Source organism: Blautia sp. HCP3S3_C12 (genome assembly GCF_052064155.1).
Lineage (GTDB): Bacteria > Bacillota > Clostridia > Lachnospirales > Lachnospiraceae > Blautia_A.
Window position 1 is genome coordinate 1 of the sequence record NZ_JBQHWC010000018.1, and the last position, 23,201, is coordinate 23,201.

20 protein-coding genes and 1 pseudogene are annotated in these 23,201 nt (G+C 40.9%); 4 read left to right on the forward strand and 17 right to left on the reverse strand.

The window, feature by feature from the left end; translation table 11 throughout:
* The first annotated feature begins 182 nt into the window (after positions 1–182).
* The 3 genes from tnpB to tnpC all read left to right on the forward strand — a co-directional run bounded on the left by tnpB (position 183) and on the right by tnpC (position 2,339).
* On the forward strand, positions 183–557 hold the full coding sequence (gene tnpB / locus ACTNDS_RS12920; RefSeq protein ID WP_441036195.1) for an IS66 family insertion sequence element accessory protein TnpB: 375 nt from the start codon (positions 183–185) through the stop codon (positions 555–557).
* Between the two features lie 139 nt (positions 558–696).
* Entirely contained in the window at positions 697–831 is a 135-nt protein-coding gene (locus ACTNDS_RS12925) for a hypothetical protein (RefSeq protein WP_441036197.1), read from the forward strand.
* A complete protein-coding gene (gene tnpC / locus ACTNDS_RS12930) occupies positions 798–2,339 on the forward strand; it encodes an IS66 family transposase (RefSeq protein ID WP_441036199.1) in 1,542 nt (513 codons plus the stop codon). The genes ACTNDS_RS12925 and tnpC overlap by 34 nt, the downstream gene beginning before the upstream one ends.
* Before the next feature lie 31 nt (positions 2,340–2,370).
* Here tnpC and ACTNDS_RS12935 read toward each other — a convergent pair whose 3' ends face one another.
* Together ACTNDS_RS12935 and ACTNDS_RS12940 are read right to left on the reverse strand one after the other, a co-directional pair.
* Positions 2,371–2,715 carry an AlbA family DNA-binding domain-containing protein gene (locus tag ACTNDS_RS12935; RefSeq protein ID WP_441036200.1) on the reverse strand — a complete coding sequence of 115 codons (345 nt, stop codon included), beginning with the start codon at positions 2,713–2,715 and terminating at the stop codon, positions 2,371–2,373.
* Between the two features lie 376 nt (positions 2,716–3,091).
* Positions 3,092–3,235: pseudogene (locus ACTNDS_RS12940) on the reverse strand (PDDEXK nuclease domain-containing protein); the annotation flags it as partial.
* 114 nt (positions 3,236–3,349) lie between these two features.
* On the opposite strand from ACTNDS_RS12940, the gene ACTNDS_RS12945 reads away from it, so the two are divergent.
* A complete protein-coding gene (locus tag ACTNDS_RS12945) occupies positions 3,350–4,780 on the forward strand; it encodes a DUF4832 domain-containing protein (RefSeq protein ID WP_441036202.1) in 1,431 nt (476 codons plus the stop codon).
* Positions 4,781–4,798: 18 nt separating this feature from the next.
* Here ACTNDS_RS12945 and ACTNDS_RS12950 read toward each other — a convergent pair whose 3' ends face one another.
* The 15 genes from ACTNDS_RS12950 to ACTNDS_RS13020 all read right to left on the reverse strand — a co-directional run bounded on the left by ACTNDS_RS12950 (position 4,799) and on the right by ACTNDS_RS13020 (position 23,181).
* A complete protein-coding gene (locus ACTNDS_RS12950) occupies positions 4,799–6,001 on the reverse strand; it encodes a nucleotidyltransferase domain-containing protein (protein ID WP_441036204.1) in 1,203 nt (400 codons plus the stop codon).
* Between the two features lie 733 nt (positions 6,002–6,734).
* Positions 6,735–7,481, reverse strand: coding sequence for a hypothetical protein (locus tag ACTNDS_RS12955; protein ID WP_441036206.1), 747 nt, complete (start codon positions 7,479–7,481; stop codon positions 6,735–6,737).
* A gap of 445 nt (positions 7,482–7,926) precedes the next feature.
* The gene (locus tag ACTNDS_RS12960) at positions 7,927–9,078 is read right to left on the reverse strand and encodes a Coenzyme F420 hydrogenase/dehydrogenase, beta subunit C-terminal domain (RefSeq protein WP_441036209.1); all 1,152 of its coding nucleotides are present in this window, start codon (positions 9,076–9,078) and stop codon (positions 7,927–7,929) included.
* Entirely contained in the window at positions 9,072–10,586 is a 1,515-nt protein-coding gene (locus ACTNDS_RS12965; protein WP_441036210.1) for a lipopolysaccharide biosynthesis protein, read from the reverse strand. Before ACTNDS_RS12965 ends, ACTNDS_RS12960 begins: the two co-directional genes overlap by 7 nt.
* 13 nt (positions 10,587–10,599) lie before the next feature.
* Entirely contained in the window at positions 10,600–11,784 is a 1,185-nt protein-coding gene (locus ACTNDS_RS12970) for a polysaccharide pyruvyl transferase family protein (RefSeq protein ID WP_441036212.1), read from the reverse strand.
* Positions 11,785–11,788: 4 nt separating this feature from the next.
* The gene (locus ACTNDS_RS12975; RefSeq protein WP_441036214.1) at positions 11,789–12,796 is read right to left on the reverse strand and encodes a glycosyltransferase family 2 protein; all 1,008 of its coding nucleotides are present in this window, start codon (positions 12,794–12,796) and stop codon (positions 11,789–11,791) included.
* A 1-nt stretch (position 12,797) separates the two neighbouring features.
* Positions 12,798–14,009, reverse strand: a complete 1,212-nt coding sequence (locus ACTNDS_RS12980; RefSeq protein ID WP_441036216.1) for a glycosyltransferase family 4 protein — start codon at positions 14,007–14,009, stop codon at positions 12,798–12,800.
* Between the two features lie 40 nt (positions 14,010–14,049).
* The gene (locus tag ACTNDS_RS12985) at positions 14,050–15,030 is read right to left on the reverse strand and encodes a glycosyltransferase family 2 protein (protein ID WP_441036218.1); all 981 of its coding nucleotides are present in this window, start codon (positions 15,028–15,030) and stop codon (positions 14,050–14,052) included.
* A 14-nt stretch (positions 15,031–15,044) separates the two neighbouring features.
* The gene (locus ACTNDS_RS12990; RefSeq protein WP_441036220.1) at positions 15,045–16,130 is read right to left on the reverse strand and encodes a glycosyltransferase family 4 protein; all 1,086 of its coding nucleotides are present in this window, start codon (positions 16,128–16,130) and stop codon (positions 15,045–15,047) included.
* Positions 16,127–16,486, reverse strand: coding sequence for a DUF2304 domain-containing protein (locus ACTNDS_RS12995; RefSeq protein WP_441036221.1), 360 nt, complete (start codon positions 16,484–16,486; stop codon positions 16,127–16,129). Before ACTNDS_RS12995 ends, ACTNDS_RS12990 begins: the two co-directional genes overlap by 4 nt.
* A 1-nt stretch (position 16,487) precedes the next feature.
* The gene (locus ACTNDS_RS13000; protein WP_441036223.1) at positions 16,488–17,186 is read right to left on the reverse strand and encodes a glycosyltransferase family 2 protein; all 699 of its coding nucleotides are present in this window, start codon (positions 17,184–17,186) and stop codon (positions 16,488–16,490) included.
* Positions 17,187–17,206: 20 nt separating this feature from the next.
* A complete protein-coding gene (locus ACTNDS_RS13005) occupies positions 17,207–18,415 on the reverse strand; it encodes a glycosyltransferase (protein ID WP_441036225.1) in 1,209 nt (402 codons plus the stop codon).
* Positions 18,416–18,438: 23 nt separating this feature from the next.
* Positions 18,439–19,917 (reverse strand): exopolysaccharide Pel transporter PelG, encoded by a 1,479-nt coding sequence (gene pelG / locus ACTNDS_RS13010; protein WP_441036226.1) that lies wholly within the window; start codon positions 19,915–19,917, stop codon positions 18,439–18,441.
* Complete coding sequence (gene pelF / locus ACTNDS_RS13015) at positions 19,899–21,335, reverse strand: GT4 family glycosyltransferase PelF (protein ID WP_441036228.1); 1,437 nt, start codon at positions 21,333–21,335, stop codon at positions 19,899–19,901. The genes pelG and pelF overlap by 19 nt, the downstream gene beginning before the upstream one ends.
* 19 nt (positions 21,336–21,354) lie before the next feature.
* A complete protein-coding gene (locus ACTNDS_RS13020) occupies positions 21,355–23,181 on the reverse strand; it encodes a DUF2194 domain-containing protein (protein ID WP_441036229.1) in 1,827 nt (608 codons plus the stop codon).
* Positions 23,182–23,201: the final 20 nt, after the last annotated feature.

Below are 23,201 nucleotides of genomic sequence, written 5' to 3' on the forward strand. Positions count from 1 at the left end.
TCTTGAGAGTGCATAAACAGTTAGCGCCATCATTCACAGCATGTGATTGATGGCGTGTTTTGGTTTGAGTAGGAAAAACATGGGAAGTTAGCAATGATATATTTTCAGGGAATGAAACTATACATCCCGGATGGGTTTCATCCGGATACCTTATTAAAGCTGATGCAGGTAATGAAAAAATTATGATGAGGCGTATGGCGGAAGGGGCCAGCCGGATCTTTCTGGCATGTGGCAGTACAGATTTCCGTAAACAGATCCCGGGGTTAGTCGCTGCAGTCAGCACACAGTTTCAACTTGATCCATATCAGGGAGACCTGGTTTTTATCTTTTGCAATAAAAAAAGAGATTCCATAAAAGTACTGAGATACGACCGGAACGGCTTTGTACTGGCAACCAAGAAGCTGCTGGACCACATGAAGTTCCAATGGCCGCGGACACCGGATGAAGTAAAAGAGATCTCTTTTCAACAGGTAGAATGGCTGCTTCAGGGACTGGAGATCGAGCAGAAAAAAGCCCATCATCCTGTGAAGATCCGTGCACAGGGCACCTGTTTTTAAAGCAGGAAAAAAGGACTGTAAAATATGCGGAAAAGCCTTTAAATTCGGCATTTTTCTGCGCATTTTACACCTTTTTCAGTGGCAAAAATACAGGAAAAATGGTAAAATATAAGCAGTAAAAAACAAGGAGATCCTATACATGACAGAGCATGAGGAACTGCTTATGCTTCGGGAACTTGCTGCAAAACAGAAACAGCAGCTTGAAGAAAAGGACCGGATCATAGAAGAAAAAATGAGAAGATGGAAAAACAGAATATCCAGATTGAAAATATGATCCAGGCACTCCTGCATGCTCGCAAAAAGCTGTTCGGGTCCTCTACAGAAGCGTCCAGCCAGTTAGAAGGACAGCTGTCTCTGTTTGAAACCGCGCAGGAATTAGCAGAAGAACTGGAAACACAGAGGCAGAAGATCTCTGTAAAACCCCATACCCGTACACCAAGGAAACCTGGAGTACGTGCAGAGATGCTGGAAGGACTTCCACAGGAAATTGAAGAATACATCCTTCCGGCTGACGAGACCTGCAGCATTTGTGGAAGTGAACTGAAAGTGGTAGGAAGGGAAGTTGTCCGCACAGAAGTGGAGTTTCAGCCGGCCAAAGTGACCGTAAAGCAGATCATCCGTCAGGTGGTAAAATGTGTAAGCTGTGGGACAGAAGGAAGTGAGCATCCGAACTGCCATATGCAGAAAGCAGCCGTACCGGCTCCGCTGCTTCCCCATTCCATTTCCACGCCATCTCTTGTGGCACAGATCATGTACCAGAAATTTGCCTTGGGACTTCCGCTTGCCCGTCAGGAAAATGACTGGCACCGGCTAGGCCTGGTACTCCCAAGGGGAAACATGGCACGCTGGATCATCCGCTGCAGCCAGGAATGGCTGGAGCCGGTCTACTGGGCGATCCATGCAAGGCTGATGGAGTGTGCAATCCTGCATATGGATGAAACGCGTATCCAGTGTAACAAGGAAGACGGAAAAAAAGCCAGCAGCCAGTCTTTCATGTGGGTGATCCGGAGTGCGGCAGACGAAGAGGTCAGAGCGGCATTCTTCTATTATTCCCGTACGCGTAACGGAGACGTTGCAAAGGATCTTCTGAAAAGATTCTCGGGATATCTTGTAACAGATGCCTACAGTGGCTACGAGAAGGTTGAAAACATCACCCGTTCCCTTTGCTGGTCGCACGTGCGCCGAAAGTTCCTGGACAGTATCCCGTTAGATAGGAAAGGGAAAGCAATCCCAGGTTCAAAAGGTGCCGAAGCGGTCGGTTATATCGATCTTCTATTCCGAGTAGAGGCACAGATCAAAGACCTGCCAATAGAAGAACGAAAAAAGAAGCGTCAGGATGCATCACGCCCCATCCTTGATGCCTTTTGGGCGTGGCTGGAAAAGACCTCTGGCCTGTATACGACAAATGAAAACCTGACCAAGGCACTTCATTACGCCACAAACCAGAAAAAATATCTTGAAACTTTTATGGAAGATGGCAGGCTGCCAATCTCTAATAATCTTTGTGAGGCAAACATAAAGCCATTTGCAACAGCAAGACGTGCATGGCTGTTTGCAGATACTCCGAAGGGTGCTTTTGCAAATGGAGTATTGTATACACTGGTAGAGAGCGCACGTGCCAATAACCTGGACGTATACGAATACCTGAAATATCTGCTCACAGAAATGCCAAACAATCATCACCTGGAGCATCCGGAAATCATAGATCGGTACCTGCCGTGGTCGCCAGAGCTACCGGATACCTGCAGGCTTAAAATACGAAATAAAAAGTGCTTCAAATGAATCTGTAGTGAGTATAACAAAAAAACTTCTGTTATGCACTACGCCTTCTTTTGAAGCACTTACCAACAGACAAAGTGATCACTGTCTTACCCTTATATTCAAACTCCCCAGCTTCTGTAAATAAAGGCGGTCTTGTTTTATCATATATAGCTTCCACAATATTCTGTAAATCATAATTACCTGTGCATCCAGTGACTTCTCCATTATCTTCCACACCAAAATAAACAGTTCCGCCTTTGCTATTAGCAAACGCAATAAGTTCATCTACCGCTAACGCAACACGTTCCTTCATGCTGGAAGCTTTTACCCAAGATTTGAATTCTGTGTCAATGGATTCTCCCTTTTGAAGTACTTTTTCAAACTCTACTATAGTCACTGAATCACCACTCCCCCTATTTTACGTATTACGATACTGAATATTCTTGCGGCCGGGAAATAAATTCCGCACTAAACTCATCAAATAATCCTTGTTAATTTCTACTATTGATGAATGAGGTTGCTCAGAAGGCAAATATGCCGTTCCATCTGTAATGCTTTGGCCTCTACCCTTGACATCAATACTACCGTCTCCACGTGAGTACAAATTTAAATCATATCCCCACATAATCACGAAAAAATTGGCAATATCTATACAGTACTAATACCGCTTGTTCAACCCGTTTCCCACAAAATATAATACCATTAATTTTGCATCACCTTGATACAAAATCTACTCTTCTTTCTCATCGTCAATATTCTCTTCCCCCACCATACCGTGTTTCATTTTCTGGCAACGTATATTTGACCACAGACTCACTTTTGTCCGCACATAATACAATACCAATCGGTGGATTATCTCCCTCATTCATAAGCTCTCGTTCATAATAATGAACATACATCTGCATCTGCCCTAAATCAAAGTATATCTATCTGGCACTGGACCGTCCTCTATCCATTCCTTGACTTTCAATATAACAAAGTTTATGATTAAAGCAGCAACCTGAAAAATGTATGAGTTTGGAGCATAAATAATGAAATTTCCGGATGGCTTTCCTTTCCGATTATTGATACCTGTCTGTGTTTTACTGGGAATTATTCTTCTCTGTCGGATGATTGTTTGTTCAAACCGCATCACCTATACGACAGAACCTTTTTCAGAAAGCACAGAGATTCTTTCCAATCCCTATCAGGGATTTTATCATATGATCGGTTATACTTTATCAGATGATTATATCCCGACAGATAATTTTTCTTACCAGACGGATTCCTACACGGATTCTCTGGCACTGGTGGAAATCAATCTGAAAAATTACCGCACAACCGAAATCAGTGAAACCGGACTGACACAGCTGGATAACATTTTAACTTCCTGGTCACAGTCTCCGGCCAACACCAAACTGATTCTCCGTTTTCTTTATGACTGGGATGGGCTGGCACTGGCAACAGAGCCGGAGTCACTGGATCTTATCCTGACACATATGGATCAGATCAGTACACTGATCAACCGACATTGCGACTCCATCTATGTCATGCAGGGAATTTTCATAGGAAATTGGGGAGAGATGCATCATTCTCACTTTATGGATGACAGTTCTGTCAAAACTCTTATCCAACATTTGCATGATACCATTGACCCTTCCATCTACCTTTCCGTCCGCACACCGGCTCAATGGCGGATGATCAATAACCTGTACGATCTTCCCCAAAAATTCCCGGCATTTGGAGCGGATAATTCTCTGATAGGAAGACTTGGTCTTTTCAATGATGGAATGCTCGGTTCCGAATCCGATCTTGGCACCTACGGAAATACGGCAAGACGCGATGCCACCTCCCCTTCTTATCAGGGTACAAGAAAAGAAGAGCTGGAATTTCAAAATAATTTATGCAGCTATGTTCCAAATGGCGGGGAGGTTATCTATAATAATAACCTCAGCGATCTTGAAACTTCCGTTTCCGCTCTTCGGGCTATGCATGTTTCTTACCTGAATGCCGACTACGACAGCCGCGTTCTGGAAAAATGGCGCAACACTGTCTGGACAGGAAATGATGCCTTCTACGGATGTGATGGATACAGCTATGTGCAGGCACATCTCGGATATCGTTATCTGATCCGTACCTGCAAAATCAAAAAATCCGGCTGGATAAAACCCGAATTAACCCTCACTCTCACCTTACAGAACAATGGATTTTCCAACACACTGAAACCATTCCAGACTTCTATTTTACTCAAAAATACAGAGACCGGAACATGTACCATCGTTCCTTTCGATGCTGATCTGCGAAAACTTGGCAACGGACAAAAAAAATCTTTCTCAGTGAAACTCCCTGTACAAGAGCTGGAACGCGGCAGCTATCAAATCTATTTTTCTGTAAAAGATGAAACGAGCGGACAGATGATTTTATTGGGCAATACAAATAAAGTTACAGATGAGGGCTATCTGATAGGGCAGCTGGAGAAATAATCCGGCTGCCGCTTTTTATTATTTCTTCGTAGTAAGGCGGTTGACCAGCTGCCCTCGTTTACCGGCTTTTTTCATAATCGCAGATACCGGGGCACGATTCAGTCTCTTATTATTTCTCAGGAAACGAACCAATGTTGCAATCCACAGAACCGGCCAGAAGAATATTATCTTTCCCGCTTTTGGAAAATTAATATGCATCTGGTGGTGAAATTCTCTCACATATGCTGTCCATGAATCTCCATCCATGCCCACCATACGTTCTGCTTCACTGTATCCAAATTCACCGGCATCTAAGATATCTCTGAGAAAGGCATCCATTACCTCCTGCTCTACAGTATTTTCAGACGGAACCGGACTTTTCTCCTGTGACAGCCCGAGATAACTTACACAAATGGCTGTCACCGCTTTTGCAAATTCTGCGGTACCGCTTTCACAGACGATTTTCCAGAAATCTTCCCGTGCTTTACTGTCATCGCAATTCTCCCACAGAACAACCCAGTCACACAGATTTCTAAGACCAAAACCACTACCCACAAAATGCTGCAGCATATGTATCATCAGATAAAACCCCTGCCATGCCGTTTCATATGCATAGACTTTTAATCCCTGAAAATCTATCAGATGACAATACTGACCGCTTTCCTTCTGCAGCTCTTTCAGAAATTGATTCAAATGCTTTTCCTTAAAATCATCAGCCCATGTTGTATGAAGTTCCACCACTTCTTTCTTCACAGAATTCAAAATAATATGATGATTGGCATGCCATTCTCCGGAAGGGTGAAATCCATTGGCTCCCAGAATCTGTACAGCCCGCTTCGCATCTGCCTTATCAGCCACAAACAGATCAATATCTGTTGTCTTTCGAAACTCCGGGATCGGATAAAACCTCGCAACGGTACAGCCCTTCAAGGTAACCGCTGTAATACCCTCTTTTTCTAAAAAGGCAGTGAGTCTTGCATTCAATACCTGTAATTGGATTGCCTTATGTACCGTTCTCGCTGTTTTAGCCTGTAAGATCAGCCACTGCTCTTCCGGAAACTTGTCCGGTTCCAATACATTGCTGAGCAATGACAGAACCTCGTGACGGTCTGCAAGAGCCAGTAACTGCTGCCATTCATTCGCCGTCAGAGGTGGATTGAAGTCAGTTCTGTCAGGTTGATGCAGACTCAGGCTGAGAAATTGGAGAAGGGTGTATTCAGTTTTATTGATTATTCTTTCCATTTTATGTGTTTCCATTACAACTTCTTTAGATACTCTTCCACATTCAAATATTGCACATTTTCCGTAATCTCTTCCACCACATCTTTCAGCTCAGCGGTAGCACCTCTATAGATAACGTACTTTTCTTGTTGGCGAAAATTGCGGAATCTTTATTGCAATGCTTGCCGCCTAAACTCATCGTACCGCCATAACGAGTATATTGATCAATACCGACTACACCCAACACATTTTCAAATTCACGATAAGGTATAAAAGTAGTAAAACAGAGCTGCGCCTTCAATAGTTTGCAAATAATAAAGTTAAAACAATTCACATTGTTTTGATCACAGCTCCTTCCGTGCCGCCTTTATCAGACAAAACCTCCTCGAACCGATGATCCCCTGTCATCACTGACGTATGGGTTAAAATCATCCGGAATGTCCAGACAGCCATGCAAGAGTGGTTAATTCCTTTCCAGACAGAATTTCCACCTGTATTATTTCAAGCCCTTGCAGGGCGCACTGTCAGGCACCAATTATCTCATACAGGCTCAAGAAATGCCCGGACCTCGTGACGGTCTGCCAGGGCAAGTAACTGCTCCCACTCATTCGCAGTCAGGGGTGGAATGGGATGAGTTTTGTCGGATTGCCCCAGACACAGGCTGAGATATTGGAGGAGTTGATATTCAGTTTTGTTGAATGTTGAAAGCGATGTCATTGTAACCTTCTTATCTTTCACTGTTGTATTTGATTTATTATAATTTCAACTTTTTAAGAATTTTTCTCGACTGCCACATAAGTCCATAATGTTTCAACACACACTGCACTTCCCATGGCAAATTTTCTTTTAATTTTTTTACAAAGCTGTTTTCCTGATTATTCCCAGACCACTTTTGTTCATAATCACCCTGTTGTAAAACGAGTGTTCCACATCTGTCTTTTATCTTTTTTGCAACAATGTACAGTTCAGCAGGCGCAAAACCATTCAATTCTGTACGATTCGTAATGTCACGCTTCTGAATTTCATGTATTGTTCGGGAAGGAAAAGCATTACAATGATAAAGATGCTCCAGTTTCATCCCATTGTTTTCACAGAATAACTGCATATACAACATGGGGGAAAGCTGATACAGCCCATGTCCATTCCAGTTATTCGACGGAATCATTCCAATATAGTATCCACCCACTTCAAGCAGGTCAATCACATTTTCCATGGCCTGATCAAACGAAAAGACATGCTCCGTTGTACCGCCATCAATGATGCAGCTAAACTTATTTCTGTATTCTTCCGGAATAGGCTTGTTAAGATCACAAATTATATCTGCTCCTTCAAAATCTGAAGCATCCAGGGAATGAATCTGCTCTGCTCCAAGTGCTTTTAAAAAACCTTCACTAAAAGTCTCCTGCTGAAAATCCCCCTGGAGAACATCCTTATAATCATTGCAAAGTGCTCTAATCTGTCGTTTTGTCAGACATAGTTCCTGTCTGCCTCTAACATGCAAACAGAACGCAGATCACTTTTTCCTTCGCGTTTTAAATAAGCCAATAATCTCGCACTACTTGTTTTAATTCCCATAACAATCACTCTCCATTTATCTAAGTATTTTTGTTTTCATACGTTCTTCAAATAAATCTAATTTTTGCCGAATATGTAACCTTTTAAAAATCTGTAACCTCATAAAATCAATTACATAACAAATAAGATTAATGCAGACCGCCGTCCCAAGTATCGCCGATATTTCAAGCATCCATGGATATGTAACAAATACGGCAAACCTGTCTTTTATCAAATAGGAGAAGACCAGTGGGTGCGTATGTATCAAATAAACTCCAAATGCCATCGGGGATAAAAATCTTATGATCTTTTCTCCAAATAAGGGAATACTCTTATGCGAGAATCTTTTTCTGCATAATCATTTCTCTATTATCTCCCATTTCCTCTTTTACCTATTCCTTATACTTTGGATTAATTCTTATCAATATACACCGCATCAAACTTACTACTTTCTGTATAAATGTCTTTTGAAGATATCCATACAAAAGATCAATGCTTTCTCCTCTTTTAACACCTTCCAAATATTTTTTTCTGTTTGGATGCATTTCTACGGATCTTCTTGAGTCAGCCGTTGGCGGTAATACCTCATCCAAAATTGCTTCCCTCACAACAAGTTTTTTTCTGATTAATTCAAACATACTCGCACCATTCGGTGAATGTACTAAAATAACAGAAGTTCCTTTATCATCATCCATATCCGGCATATATTTTTCTATTCCCCAACTATCCCCTATTGTCATATCGGATATTCTGGGCAGACCTTTACAATGACACTCATAACAAGATTGGCGCAAATCAATATTTTCCAAAAACATTCTCATATATTTATCTTCAAAATAATGTACACAATATTTTTCCATATTAGATAATTCTATATTTACCAAATAGTTTTTCCATCCATTCTCCTTATTGCGAAATTCAACTTTTTCAATTGAAGCATTATTCCGCTTTTTTATTTCTTCTAAGTACATTCTCCAGAGTTTTGGTGATGGCACCCCATGGCACAGAACATCTACGGTATATAAATTTTCGTATTCTTTATTCAGATATTTCTTTAATCCCGCAATCTGGCAAGCCGTCCCTGTAAATAAAACTTTACGTTTTTTCTCCAAATATTGCTTTACTTCTGGATAAACATTTTCCAATCGGCTTTGAACATATTTACTTCCACGTAATTTTACCAATTCCTTTTTGGTTTCTATTGCAATATGATGCACTTCAAAATTTTCATCAAACGCAGCGCCAAAAACCACTCCTCTTTGCTGTAAAATCCATTCTGCAATAACAGAAAATATTCCTCCGCTTGAACTTTGCTTTCTGATTTCTTCATCTCTGCTATAACCAACATATGTCTCTGTTTTCGTATTTAAATTATCTGTATGTCGAACAGGACATACAGTTTCACATCTATGGCACTGAATACATTTCTCTTTATCAATAATCGGATAAAGAAATCCTTCTTCATCTTCCTGCATTACGATGCATTTCGCCGGACATACATGCAGGCATGCTGTGCAGCCGCAACATTCTTTTTTATTTACCATTTCCTTTTCCTTCTTATCATTCCAGGTAACAAATTTTTTTCCTCTTCATTACAGCTAAAAATAAATATAGAAACACAATAAACAACAATAAAAGCCACTACACTTATTAAAAATATTTTGATATTTTTAAAATCTACAAACCACGTTATAAATACAGCCAGAATTGCAGGAATCATAAATCCTTTCCACGTTTTTAATATTTCCTTCCAGAAATATTTCATGTTGATATGTAATACCTTGTGATAAAATATATTCATAATCAATCCATTTCCTATCAGCAAGCTAAGTGCAGTTCCCATTGCAGCACCAATGGCTCCCCATTTACCTGCCAATGGTATACTAATTCCAACATTACTTATTGCTATTACCAGATAAATAATCGATCTGAATTGATGCTTATTCAATGCCCTCTGCATTTCGATTCCTATATTCTGGATCAGAGGTATCAATATCGGTATAACCAAATATAATGCAGCTGTATATGCATCTTCATATCCTTCTCCTGCATAAATATGTACAATAAAATATCGGCCAAATACGATAAAACCACCCGTCAATAATCCGAGAATCAGCCACTGTATTCTTCCGATTTTAGCCATTAATTCCGTAAACTCCGTCTGATAATCTTTGCCTTTTTGTACTGCAATACGATTTACCCTGGGAGAAAATACAGAGGATATCGTTGTTGAAAATGTCATAAACAAGCTATTAAACTGTGATGCAACGCCATATACCGCAATTTCTTCTGTGCCACTTGTATGACCAAGTATCAGCTTGTCTACATTCCAGTTAATCTGATCGATAATCATATTGATCAACAAAAAAGAACTAAATACCGTTATTTCTTTTAACAAACTCCATTGAAATCCATGAAAGGAAACAGGAATCTTTATTTTATAGATACAAAACCATACATTTACTACGAATCGTACAAATGTGATTAATGTTGTAACCACCACAAGCATTACACTTCCATGTCCCAATAAGAGTAAAGGGAGACATATAAACGGATTTACAATGGAAGAAATCAACCCTGCAATACGCTGAAAAATAAACTGTTCATATGCTCCTATAATAGAATCAAACATACCGCTGATTAATGAAATTGCTATATTAATCACCAAAATGATCATTAATATTCTGGCTTTCGCCAATTCCAAATCTGACAATTTTGAGCCAAAAATCTGTTCCGGGAAAAAGCTTAATATAAATCCACAAATGGCTGCCAATGCCGCCAAAATACTAAAAAGAGTTAAAAACATTCCATTTAAGGAGGCCAGTTTTTCTTTATTATTACAGGATTTTGCAAAAAAACGTACGTACGCTCCTGTAAATCCCAAACTGAACAAACTCAAATAGCTAACCACACTGGACACTAACGAATATAATCCATATTCACTTTTTCCAAGAAGTCGGATCATAACCGGCATATATATAAGCTGTATTGCGATTGCAATTACAGTTGATATATATGATAATACAACACCTGCTTTTAATTGATTCTTCACAATTGACTCCGTTCTAATCGTTCTTCAGTGCATTTCCCAAATATTCCAAAGACTCTTTCCTTCTCTTCTCCCAATGCTTATGAGCATAAGTAAAATCTATTTCAGGAATTTTATTCATATCCTCTAATTCTCTTTCCGTAACTAACTGATTCTCCAGATGATATTCTTCCAGGAAATCATAGATCCGACTGTTCATATTCCCCTTTTCACCAATTTTATTACGTTCAAAAACAACAAATGGTTTTTGAAAAATCATAGAAAACACACAGGCATGAAAAGAATCTGTGATTACAAACTCTGCATTTTTAATTAATCCAATAAATTCACGTGGGCCTGATGTGTAATCATGAATATCTCCGAAAAACAGATCGCATTTACGAACAACATTTAAAAAAATATGTGGAAATGTCAAAATAGATAAATGTATCTTCTGAGCAAATTTTTTTGTTGCTTTGCGATACTCCATACTATCTCCCAACAAATAACATAAAATGTACTTTTCTTTCTTTTCGGGCGTTCTTGCCACATCTGCCCATTCGTTCTTTGTCAATAACAATACAGGATCTACGACAACATCCATTTTTTTATTTGTTAACATTTTTAGGATTGATACTGATTTTTTTTCGCGTACAGATACAGCATCTAACTGATTTATACCGTTACTCATGATTTTTCTGAAATCTGACGATGTCTCTAATACTGCCATGCTTGGGGCATACGCTATTTTTTTTACACAAGAAGGAACAAACTGCAATGTATATACTATTAAGTTCTGCTTCTCCTTACAATCATTCCAGATTTGATCTCCACCACATATAAATAATCTATACTGCCCCAGACTCTTATATATAGAATCATACTCAAATGCCATCTCACTGTGAGGAATTTCATTCATAAAATTATCAAATGCTTTTTTTCTTTGAGTCAAATTCTTTTTATTGCATATTCCAAAAAAAACAATTCCAAAATTATATACCATTTGATATAAATACAATAATATATTTTTGTTCTTGCTGTGTCGTTTTATTTCTGCCTTTTGTTCAGCAGGTACATAGTCAATTTGTTCCGCTTCTATCCCAAAATATTCTTTTAATACTTGTGGCAATGCATACGCCTGCAATAAACCGCCAAAATTATAGTTTGCGTGATATAAAGTAACAATTCCTGCCTTATTCTTTTCACTTATTCTTTCGTGCACAAACCTACTCTCCTCTGACTATCCTTAAAAATACAGGCCCAAACAATAATAATATCCCTTCCAAATGATATTTTACCAATATATATTTCAGCTTCTGAATGCCATGTTGCAACTCTAATGGATACATGTCCCTATATTCATAAAATTCCATTTTTTTTTCCAATTTTAACAATTCTCTTTTTTTATCTCCATAGGACAGTGTACATAAATTTGAACTCAATTGATAAATCGCCCATATATAATTATCATATGCAACTTCAGCATATGCCAATTTATCAATGTTCCCCTGAAATGAATCCAAAAACATTCTTTGATGATTCCAAATGATCTCACGGCACTCTATCGTTTTTTTTACCCACCGATGACTTGTAGAACCTTCAACATAACGATAATGATATAATGATTCTGCTATGTACGCTATTTTTTCAGCATTGCATAATGCATCCATTATATAACTGATATCTTCGCCTATTATTATATTTTCAAATCTTATTGATTTTACTTTTTCTCGCCGGAACAAATAAATCCACAAAGAATTCCTGTTTTCTTTCCAAATATTAAGAAAATCTTTTTTTATCTCCTCTTTTGTGAGTAATTTCTTACCTCTCCAGAAATATTGTCCAGAAGCCTTTCCATCATTTCGTTCATATATCACTCCAAATTGTACAATATCAGCATTTGTTTCTTGCATCCGTTTTACTGCACATTTTAAAAGACATTCATCAATCCAATCATCTGCATCCATAAAATAAATAAATTCTCCTGTTACATTATCCAATCCGATATTTCTTGTCGGTCCAGGCCCATGAATTTCAGAATTATTTTCTAATAAAATAATTCTATTATCCTTTTTACTGTATTCCTCACATATTGCTTTACTATTGTCAGTGGATTGATCATTTATCAGAAGTAATTCAAAGTCTGTATACGTCTGTTTTAATATAGATTCTATTGCTTCGTTTAAATATTTTTCTGCATTATAGACTGGCATAATCACTGATACTTTTGACATTTCATTCCTCTTCTTTTTTCACTCTATTTTGTTCAATAATTTTATTAATCACTTCCACAAAATTCCTATAATAAATTGCTTCATCATATTTCTTACTTTGCATTCTGGCATTTTCTGACATCTGTTTTCGCACTCCCGGATGTTCTTTCAAATAACAAATTTCCCTTTTCAAATTCGTTATAATATTTTCCCTTTCAACAATTAAAGTCGCATTCTCATTTACATATTCCACCATTCCACCGGAATTTGTCACAATTGTCGGAATTCCTTCTGCCATAGCTTCCAGAACCACTAATCCCGCTGCTTCTTCCCACAATGAGGGGACACACTGTATATCAGCCACTGCAGCATATTTATACACTTCCGCATTATCCACATATCCGGTAAAAATAATCCGGTCTTTATTTTGTTCAGACAGTCTCTTCACTTTTTTTTCATAAGGTGAAAACGCCCATTTACCAAAATTTGCACTGCCAACACCGAGCAATTTTATATGTTTATCATCTATTGAAAGAACTGCCTGCATCAATTCCAATATTCCTTTTACCTGAATCAATCTTCCCACATACAAAACAACAAAATCATCTTCCTGCAGACCCAGTTTCTTTCTGATTTTTTTTCTTTCTTCTTCTGAAATTGTCCTATCAAATTTATCTACATCAATTGCATTTTTTAATACATGTGTATTTACAGGATACTTACATGCCTTTTCATATTCCCTGACAACAAACTCGCTTACTCCAATCATATGACCGAAGCCTTTAACCACTTCTTCCTTTGGAATAAAATGTATATGGGCATGGAAAACAAGCTGTTCCCTTCGATAGTCTTTTGCAATATCAATAACCGCCTGTTCATCTCCGCCTTCCACAATCAACAGGTCAAATTTCTCATTTTGAATAACAGGAGCAATTTCATTATAATGCCTTTGAAATGCCCGGATTGTTTTTCCTGTTATTTTTCTGACTGCTAAAAATACCGCATGCTTTGCCAGGTTTTGGAATGTATTTGTATGTGTCCACACAAATCGTACTTCCGGATACTTTTTTGCTGCTTCTACAGCTTCTTTATGATACACAGAAAAAATTGTCAGGCGAAGACCATCTTTCTTTGAATACTTTTTTACAATACTTGTAATCAACGTTTCGATTGCTCCACCGCATACCGCCGGAACAGGCATCACTCCACCCATGATGATTCCTATGTTATACATTGCAATTTTCCTTCCCGTTTCCACTTGCCTAATCCTTATTCTATAAAAAGCGCTCCAACAATCCCCGGAATTTCATTCCCACCCGAAACACAAGACATGGATTTATTTCCATAAACACAAGAGAAAGCCCTTTCATTATCGGCAGTTTTGTTTTCCTCAATTGTTTCAAAATGTCCTTTGTTCGATTTTCTGACTGAATAAACCTTTTTTCCTCAGCCTCATTCGTTTTCAGTCTTTTACTTTCCTCCAGATATTCCAGAGAAAAAACCAAAACCTTATATGCCTGATCTGCATATTCCGGTTTCTTTAAATAAATATAGATTCTTTCCTGCAATGCCTCGATAATATCAAGATTCCTCGCAGCACTTTTCTTTCCCATGATACTATTATCACGCTGTCTGTAATAATACAGACACTCTGGAATCGTTACGATCTTTATATCCAGCTGATAGATATCATTTGCCCAAAACTCATCCTCATGATATTTACCAAAACGAAATCTTACTTCACCAAATGTTTCTTTTTTATACAATTTGTTCCAGGCTACCGTCCAGATTCCATAACATCGCTCATTCTTTCTGTTGTAAAATATTTCCTTCGCACATAAAACCTCTGATTTCATGCTGGTAGAAAAATCTTTTTTTCTGTCATTTTCAAAAAAATAAAGGAAATTGCAGATTGCAAGATCTGCATCTTCAATCAAAATATTTTTATACAGGCATTCCAGCATAGTTGGGGCAATATAATCGTCGCTGTCTATAAACATAAAATAGTTTCCAGCTGCCTGATCCATTCCTCTGTTTCGTGCATCAGAAAGTCCACCATTTTCTTTATGAATCACCTTCACCCGCCTGTCCATAGCGGCATATTCATCACAGATCTGCCCGGATCCATCCTTTGATCCATCATCTACAAGGATCAGTTCAAAATCTGTAAATGTCTGAGCCAAGATGCTGTCTACACACTGCCTGATATATTTTTCAACCTGATAAACCGGTACAATGATGCTTACTTCTGCCATGGTATCTTCCTTTGCTATGCCAATTTATTCAATATACATTTCCATTTTTCTATAATATGCTCGTCGCTATACCGTTCAAACCCAATCATCGTATTCGCTGACAATTCTTCCAGTCTTTCGGAATTTTCTATCAGATTATCAATTTCCCGCACCATTTGTTCCCACTCAAAGGGGGGAATCAATTTTCCATTTTGATCGTTGGTTATGATCTCTGACGGTCCGATTTTTATATCAAAGCTGACACAGGGTACATGCATCTGCATTGCCTCCACAAGACACATACCAAACCCTTCATATCTGGATGTCAGTACAAATAATTTCGTTCGATTCAGATACCATTCTACATAATCGACTGTTCCTTTTAGTATCAACTGATCTTCCAACTTATTTTCTGAAATAGCCTGTTCCAAAATATTTCTTTCTTCACCATCTCCCAAAACGAACCATTTCCAATCCTTGTGCTTTTTTAAAACAGGAACTGCTATTTTTGCCAGGTACTCTGTTCCTTTTTGATATGTCAGTCTCCCTGCTGTCACGATCCATTTCTCGCGCTGCACATTTTCATTTCTTTTCATTTTGGGAACCATATTATAGATCGCACTTATTCGCGTTTTTCTCCCCAGAATCTTCCCATAATTTTCTTTGTCTTCTTCTGTGAGTGTAATAACATAATCTGAAAAATGTGCCGTCAATTTTGATATCAGTCTGCGATATAAAACCTGCTGTTCAAATTCACAGTTAAAATGCTCCCATGACACCACCTTCGTCTTCAAACGCCTTGATGCCGGTATTGCAAGCACATCCAGTACAATGTCAATATCTATGATAATATCGATCTGTTTGTCTTTCAGAAATTTCCCCAGTCTCTTAATCAGTGGCAGATAGCCCGGTCCCGGGTTGATCCAGTGATTGCCAAGCTGATCTCGCTCAATCGCCGAGTCTATTGGATAAAACGGTTCTTTTTCCTGCTCCACCAGGCTTAAAAAACAGATTTCATAAGTGCCTTCCTTCACCAGTGCGTTTGCTATCTGGGAAGCCACACGTTCTGTACCGCCGCTTCTTGTGATGTCGCCTGAAAAAAAACAGATTTTCTTTTTCACTGGTCTTCCTCCTTATTTTCCAGTGTCCTCTGAATGGCTATATCCTGTGTCAGCTTATTGTTTTTCATCTCCAGCTGCGATACCTTGATCGTCAGGAAGAATTGATGACAGCTCAGCAAAAATATGATAATTAGGAACACACAATTTGACGGTGACTGTATACCGATAAGTTTTGCAGCCCATACCGCAAGCACCGGGAAAACCGATATCAGAATCATCAAAAAGCTAAAAGCGATCCAGAATATGCCATCCCTCATTTGAATTTTCTTTTTTCGTATGCATTGCGAAATAACAGTAAATACAGCCACACTTCCAATAAGAAGCAGGATACGAAAGGACCATTTTAAAATCTCCATGCTACAGCACCACCTTTCTGTCCCTGAACCACTGGAATACACAGATGGACATCAGCATATGGATCATATATTTGGATGCATTGACCGGTGTGAGATAACTCTTCCCTTCTGTTCTCTCTCCCATTTCCACCTTGATTTCCCGAATATCCGCTCCCAGCCGCATCAGATAGGACAAAGTATCCGGTTCCGGTGAATTGTTTGCATCTTTTACAAACTGTTCAATGATATGTCTATCATACAGCCGCATGCCACTGGTAGGATCCGACAGATATTTTCCTGTAGTCAGCCAGATAGCTGCTGTAATCATTTTCGCCCCTAACGTACGAATCCGAAACGGCATTTTGCCTCCATAAAACCGGGAAGCAATGACCACATTGCACTTCTCACGCGCCATACAGTCCACCATGGGCTGAATATACTCCGGCCGATGCTGGCCATCAGCATCAAACTGAAGTGCCATGTCATACCCTTTTTGACTGGCATATTTCATTCCAGCCTGCATGGCTCCGGTCAATCCCAGATTAATCGGCAGACTGATATAATGGTAGTGATTCTCTTTGCATATCTGTTCTGTCTGATCGGTCGAGCCATCATTGACAATCACATAATCAAACTGCGGACATACCTGCCTGAAATGCTCAACGACTTGTTTCAGATTCTTATCTTCATTATAAGCTGGTATTATGACTAATACTTTCATCTTTTGCCCTCATCTTTCAATTATCCTATCAAGGCTTTAAATTCATCCAAACCCCTGGCACTATACATAATCCTTCTCTGTGCCTGTTCTCCATATGCCCTGCATCTCTTTGGATGCTCGATCATCCAAAGAATTTCTCTGCTTATGCTCTGAGGATCCAACGAGCACATCCGGCCATCCACATCCTGCTCGATCTGTTCCCTGTTTCCACTGCAATCCGTGGCAAGGATTGGTTTTCCAAGAGTCTGCGCCTCCTGTATGGCGATACTCTTTCCTTCATATCCGGTGGCATGCACATAAAAATCACAGTTTTTGTAGTAAGGGAACGGATTTTCTTTTACTCCCAGCAGGATAAAATCATTTTCCAGACCTGCATCTTGAATCTGCTGCTCAAGTTTGTTCCGAAGGTCTCCCTCACCAAGCACATACCACCTTACCGGTACGCTGCATTTTTCTTTCAGTAAAGCCATCGCCTGTATGGCAATATCATACCGCTTCTGATAAGTCAGTCTTCCGATCGTCAGAATCCGATACCCTTCAAAATCATCTTTGAAACCTTGTCCCTGATCTGCCATCTTCCGGATCCTGTCCTGATTCACCAGATTGTGAAAAACGGAAACTTTCTTTTCATATTCCGGATACACCTCAAGAAAATGCTCTTTCACTTCGTCAGATACGGTAAAAATCCTGTTAAATTTCATGTAACAGTCCAGATCCAAGTCTCTTCCATATCCGGCTTTTTTGTAATCGATATGTACTAATGCCGCTTTTTTCTTTGCATTTACATGTTCTGCCACATAGTAGGTTGCTCCGCCTTCCAGATAGGCAACTGCCAGATCATATTCTTTCTTTATGATCGGCGCACCATCCGAAAGCAGACGCCAGCACAGCTTATCCGGCAGGATTTTCCCATTTCTTCGCATGGTCAGGGAATTTTTCAGCAAATAGGGAAAACGCCGCAGGAATAACCCTTTCCCGATTCCAGCCCTCAGCACACTCCGCATGAGAAGTTTTCTTCCTTCTTTTGTAAGCACGGATACCTCTTTATAATTTTGATTGAGCAGCCGGACATGTTCCGGCAATTCACGAATTAATTCTCCCTGACCTGTCAGGACAAACAAAGAAATCTCATATTTTTCCGGTTCCAATACAGTCAGCAGATCCAGCATGGCACGCTCGGCACCGCCATATCCCAGTGTATTGATAACAAATAATATCCTCTTCCTCATATCTTTCTTTTCCCCTTTGTCTCTTATATCTCTGTTTCCAGACTTACCTCCGATTTTTTCTGCTCTCTGAGATCAAAAACTTTCGGAGAGGGTTTGATTCCCTTTGCCTGCTTCATAATATTTCCTCTGCAGAATATATGCTCATCCAGATTTTTCTCCATCCACTGAAGCCTCATATAGGCCACGGTAAATCCGATCATTGATCCGACCCAGACTCCGATTCCATAGAATATAGAGATTAGATGAACAGCCACCAGGCTTGCAAGAAATGTTCCCGCGCAAAAGCTTATGGCCGTGAGCAGTGCACCCTTCAGGTCTTCAAAATAGTACAGAAAGATAATCTCCGAATACATCAGAAACAGGACAAAATATCCGGCTGCCACCATCGGATAAATCCGCATGACCAGACCGGCATACCCTTTACCCGGGAGAAAAATCACAAAAATCAGGTAAATGACCACTGACACGATAAACTGCAGACGTACCAGTGTCATGAGCTCACTTCCAAGCTGCCGGAACATCCTTTTTCTTGTATTTCGAATATCGATGCCTCTTCCGCCAAACACAGCATCGGAATAAGCCCGATAACGTTCATGAAAATACATTTCCACCCTGGAGATGAAGATCACGCTTGCCGATATGTTGGTAAACATCGCAAGACAGGTTGCCATGTCATACGGCTGGTTACACACAAAGGTGCGAACCAGATGCATAGCCATATCCGTCCCCCAGAACACAAAATTATGTACAAACAATCCCAGTGTATAAAGAAAATTAATCAGGATCAGATGCCAGTATTTCCGAAAATATGAAAATACCCTTTTATACTCCTCGCTGTTATCTGGGAAAAACTGATGAATCTTTGCCCATTCCAGCACGGCCGTAAGGAAAAATCCCACTGTCAGAGACAGAAGCATACTGTATGTGATGCTGACCTTACACACATAACGAAGAAAGACCGAAAGTAAAAAGGATGTTACCATTCCTATCAGGAAATAGAAGGAGATCAATTGATATTCCTTACATATGGACAGATACAGCATATTGTAAAATACGGTAACCAGGCTGACAAAACAGCAATATCCGGTAAACACATAGTAGATCGGCACCCCGCCCACCAGATGCTCCCAGAAGCAGAACGGGATCGCGAACAGACAGCTGAAGCAGATATTGGTCAGCAGGCCAACTCTGTGACATGGCTGCACGTCCTCATACCGTTCCTCAAAGATCACATCCGACATGTAGCGGGACAGTACCGCATTGAATGGTGAAGTCGTCAGCAGTGAAAAGATGAACACATACAGTACTGTGCAGGAAAAAAGTTCCCGGTCTATAAAACGTACTGTATTGAATTTTAACACTCTCTGCATCAGCATCAGATTGATGATGACAACAAGAACCGGTGCAATCGTTACAACTGTGCTGTAGAAAAAACCTATCACATTGGTGGTAATCGTATTCTTATGGTAGATATTTGTAAGCTTTACACCAATTCCAGCCATGTTCTTCTCCTCTTTGCTGCTTCCCGGTAAATGTTCGCATATGTTTTTTTCATATCTTCAATCTTATATTTTCTCAGGAGGCGCCGATAGCCGACCTCTGCCATCTTCTTACGTACTTCCGGATTCTCTGCCAGATACACCATGGCACTGGCGATCTCCTCCACATTCATAATATGAGTCAGGATTCCGGCCTCTCCAAAGTCGTCATCCTCTCCATACAGAAGCCCCCTGCAGTTTCCCACATCTGTTGCGATGACCGGAACATGTGCTGCAAAGCTTTCCAGAATCGTAAGAGGCTGCCCTTCACTGATACTGGTAAGAATGGTCATATCCATCCACCCCAGATAATCTGTGACCTGGATCCTCCCTGTAAATTCCACATCCGGGATCTCCATCATCTCCACCATCTTAAAGCATTCCGCTGCATACTCCGGCTCTTCATCATATGGTCCCATGATCCACAGCTTCAGCTTTGGACATCGTCTCCTGGCATAAGCGAAGGCCTGGATCAACGTTTTCACATCTTTGATCGGCGTTACACGAAGTACTGCACCTATATGGATATACCCTTCCTGTTCCGGTCGTATTCCAGGCAGATTCTCCAGCCTCTTATAGTCAATTCCATTGGGTGTGACCATCGTCTTTTTCACCGGGCATCCCAGCTCGATCTGAAGCTCTCTCGCATGCTGATACAGGCTGGTCACCACGTCTGCCTTGTCATAGGCAACCTGGGACATCTTTTTGAACTGCTGGATCCATATTCTCTTATAGAGACGTTGTACCCACTCTGCCTTGATCAGCTCTTCCTCTCTCTCCCGGGTATAGATTCCATGCTCTGACAGGATCAGCTGCCCTCCATGAAAGTGCTTGCCCATGCAGCCCAGGATTCCCGCATATCCGGTTGATACCGCATGATACACATCTGCCTGTGGAATTTCCATAGACATTGCCAGGAACAGTGGAAGATACATGGACCTCATCGTCCACAGGAAATCCGAAAATACGATATCCGGGTACTTCAGGTTATAACAATCCAGTACCGCATGATAAAAATCCTCTCCCATCAAAAGGTGATTGATCGATACATTGTTGTCCCGGAAAAAATCAAACATCACATCCCACTCTACTTCATGGTTCATGAGCAGGCTCCGCAATGCATGATAATCCTTCTTGTCCATCCGGGTCTTATGTCTCTTATTTACACTGCCCCAGTCCACATCTTCCAGATACAGTTCATGAACCTCTGTCACATTCTCCGGCAGCTCATAGGCAAATCTTCCACTCAGCTCCCGATTCGCTATGATGGTAAGCAGGATAAACTCCTGATCCGGGAAGGTCCGGATCATACTGTGGACCCAGCCGGACACTCCGCCAACCACGTAGGGATAACATCCTTCTGCAATAAAACAGATCCTCATGGCTACACCTCTTCTCCTGTTATTCTCTATAGTAAAGCTCTGTATCCGGTACCAGAGTAATGGAAGCCTTCTCTTCGGTCAACGTAAGAAGGTAAGTGTGTTCTTCCACCTCCTGCCAGGTTCCGCCGGTCATCTCCCCCGGCTTTTCCCCGTGAGTCCGAAGCAAAAGATATGCATCCCCGGTAAAATCCTTTGCCTGAATGGAGATACCGTCCCCTGTTCTGGTACTCTCCACGTTTCCGTTCAGGAAATTGCGGACTCTGCCATCGCTCTCACTGATGGTCGTCTTATCAAAAGCGGCAAAAGGTTTCCAGTAGGTGTCAATATAGGATGCCATCTTCTCCGCTACCTTTTCCCATTCATCCAGTTCGCTTTCCGGCCATAATACCCGGTAGATATCTGCCTGGACATTGCTGTAGCCCAGTGCCGTCTCCAGACTTTTCAGGCGCAGACTGTCCTTGTAGGTATGCATGTAAGCATCTGCTGTTGCGTTCTGGAGCGTGATCTGATCGGTCAGCCAGGACAGGATCTGCACATCCCTCTCATATTCTCCCACAACGGTGCGAATATCCTGAAAATATTCCATGTGGCCGGTCCGGTCGATCAACCGGGCGAGCTTCTCCTTATTCTCCTTACGGATGTACCCGCCTGCAAAAGCGTACTGCACTTCCCAGCTATCCAGGATACTTCGCTCATCCTCCACGGACCACCGAAGATCCTCACTCTCCATCCGTCCCAGGCAGACTCCTGCTTCTGCTGATTCTTCATTAAAAAATTTCAGATAGTCGATCAGATCACTCTTCTTCGGTTCATTCTGAGAATGGTCACTTTGTTTTACTGACAGAAAAGAGGTGATCTTCCAGCTTCCTTTCTGTGAAGCTGCTGCCAGAGAGGGCCAGAGGACATCCCGGCAGAACTGCCGGCTCGTCATACCATAAGCCTCCGCCAATGCTTCTTCATTCTCATCAGTCAGATCCGGAAAGCCTGTCACAAGCAGATTCTGCGCATTTACCACCGAATATAACGCGTAATCTTCTGCTTCATAAATCATGGCGTCCAGTATGCCTAAGGCAGCTTCCCCTTCCATATAGTCCCCATTGACGGCAAATACTGAGCCTGTGCCCATATTGCTTCTCCAGATGATCGCCGGCATGTCCTCATTGTTCAGATTCATGGAAGTCTTTTCCTCCGCAGAGACAAATCCTACCATATAAGATTTGGTGCGGGAAGAAATATCGTACCACGGGATCTCCCTCTCCATATCCACCACTTCCGGTTCTTTTACTCCCTCAAAGGAATAGCAGGTCTCGCCTCCCAGCAGGAATCCGCTGTAGAGACGAATCTCATGCAATCTTACCGATTCCCCCCGCAGCTGCTGGATACCGAGAAGCTCCTGCAGTACAGCACAGTCTCTGATGGTATGGTAGGAAGGAAGACGGCAGAAGATGACAACTCCTCCCTGTTCTACATACCGGGACAGCTTCTTCGTCATCTCTTCTGTCTGACGCTCAAGCAGTGCTCCGTCCAGGAGCAGATATGGTACGCCTCCATATGTCCCATCCAAAGATGTGCGCACCTGCAGATATTTTTTTCGATATCCTGCCCACTCTTTGATGACACGGTAGTAACCGTTATCCATTGCCCCGATATAAAGAACCTGTTGTCCTGCCTGGACAGCAGCCTGCTGATCAGACTTTTGCTCTTTTTTTTCGATCAGCTCTGTATCTGCCGCGTGATTGACATCATAATCATTAAAGTATTCTTTTAATACGACTGAAGAAAGGAAGAGTGCCAGCACGACGACCACCATGGTCATCATCATCGCAAAATTACGTTTTGACAGCATAAGCCTTCCTCCTTTCTGTA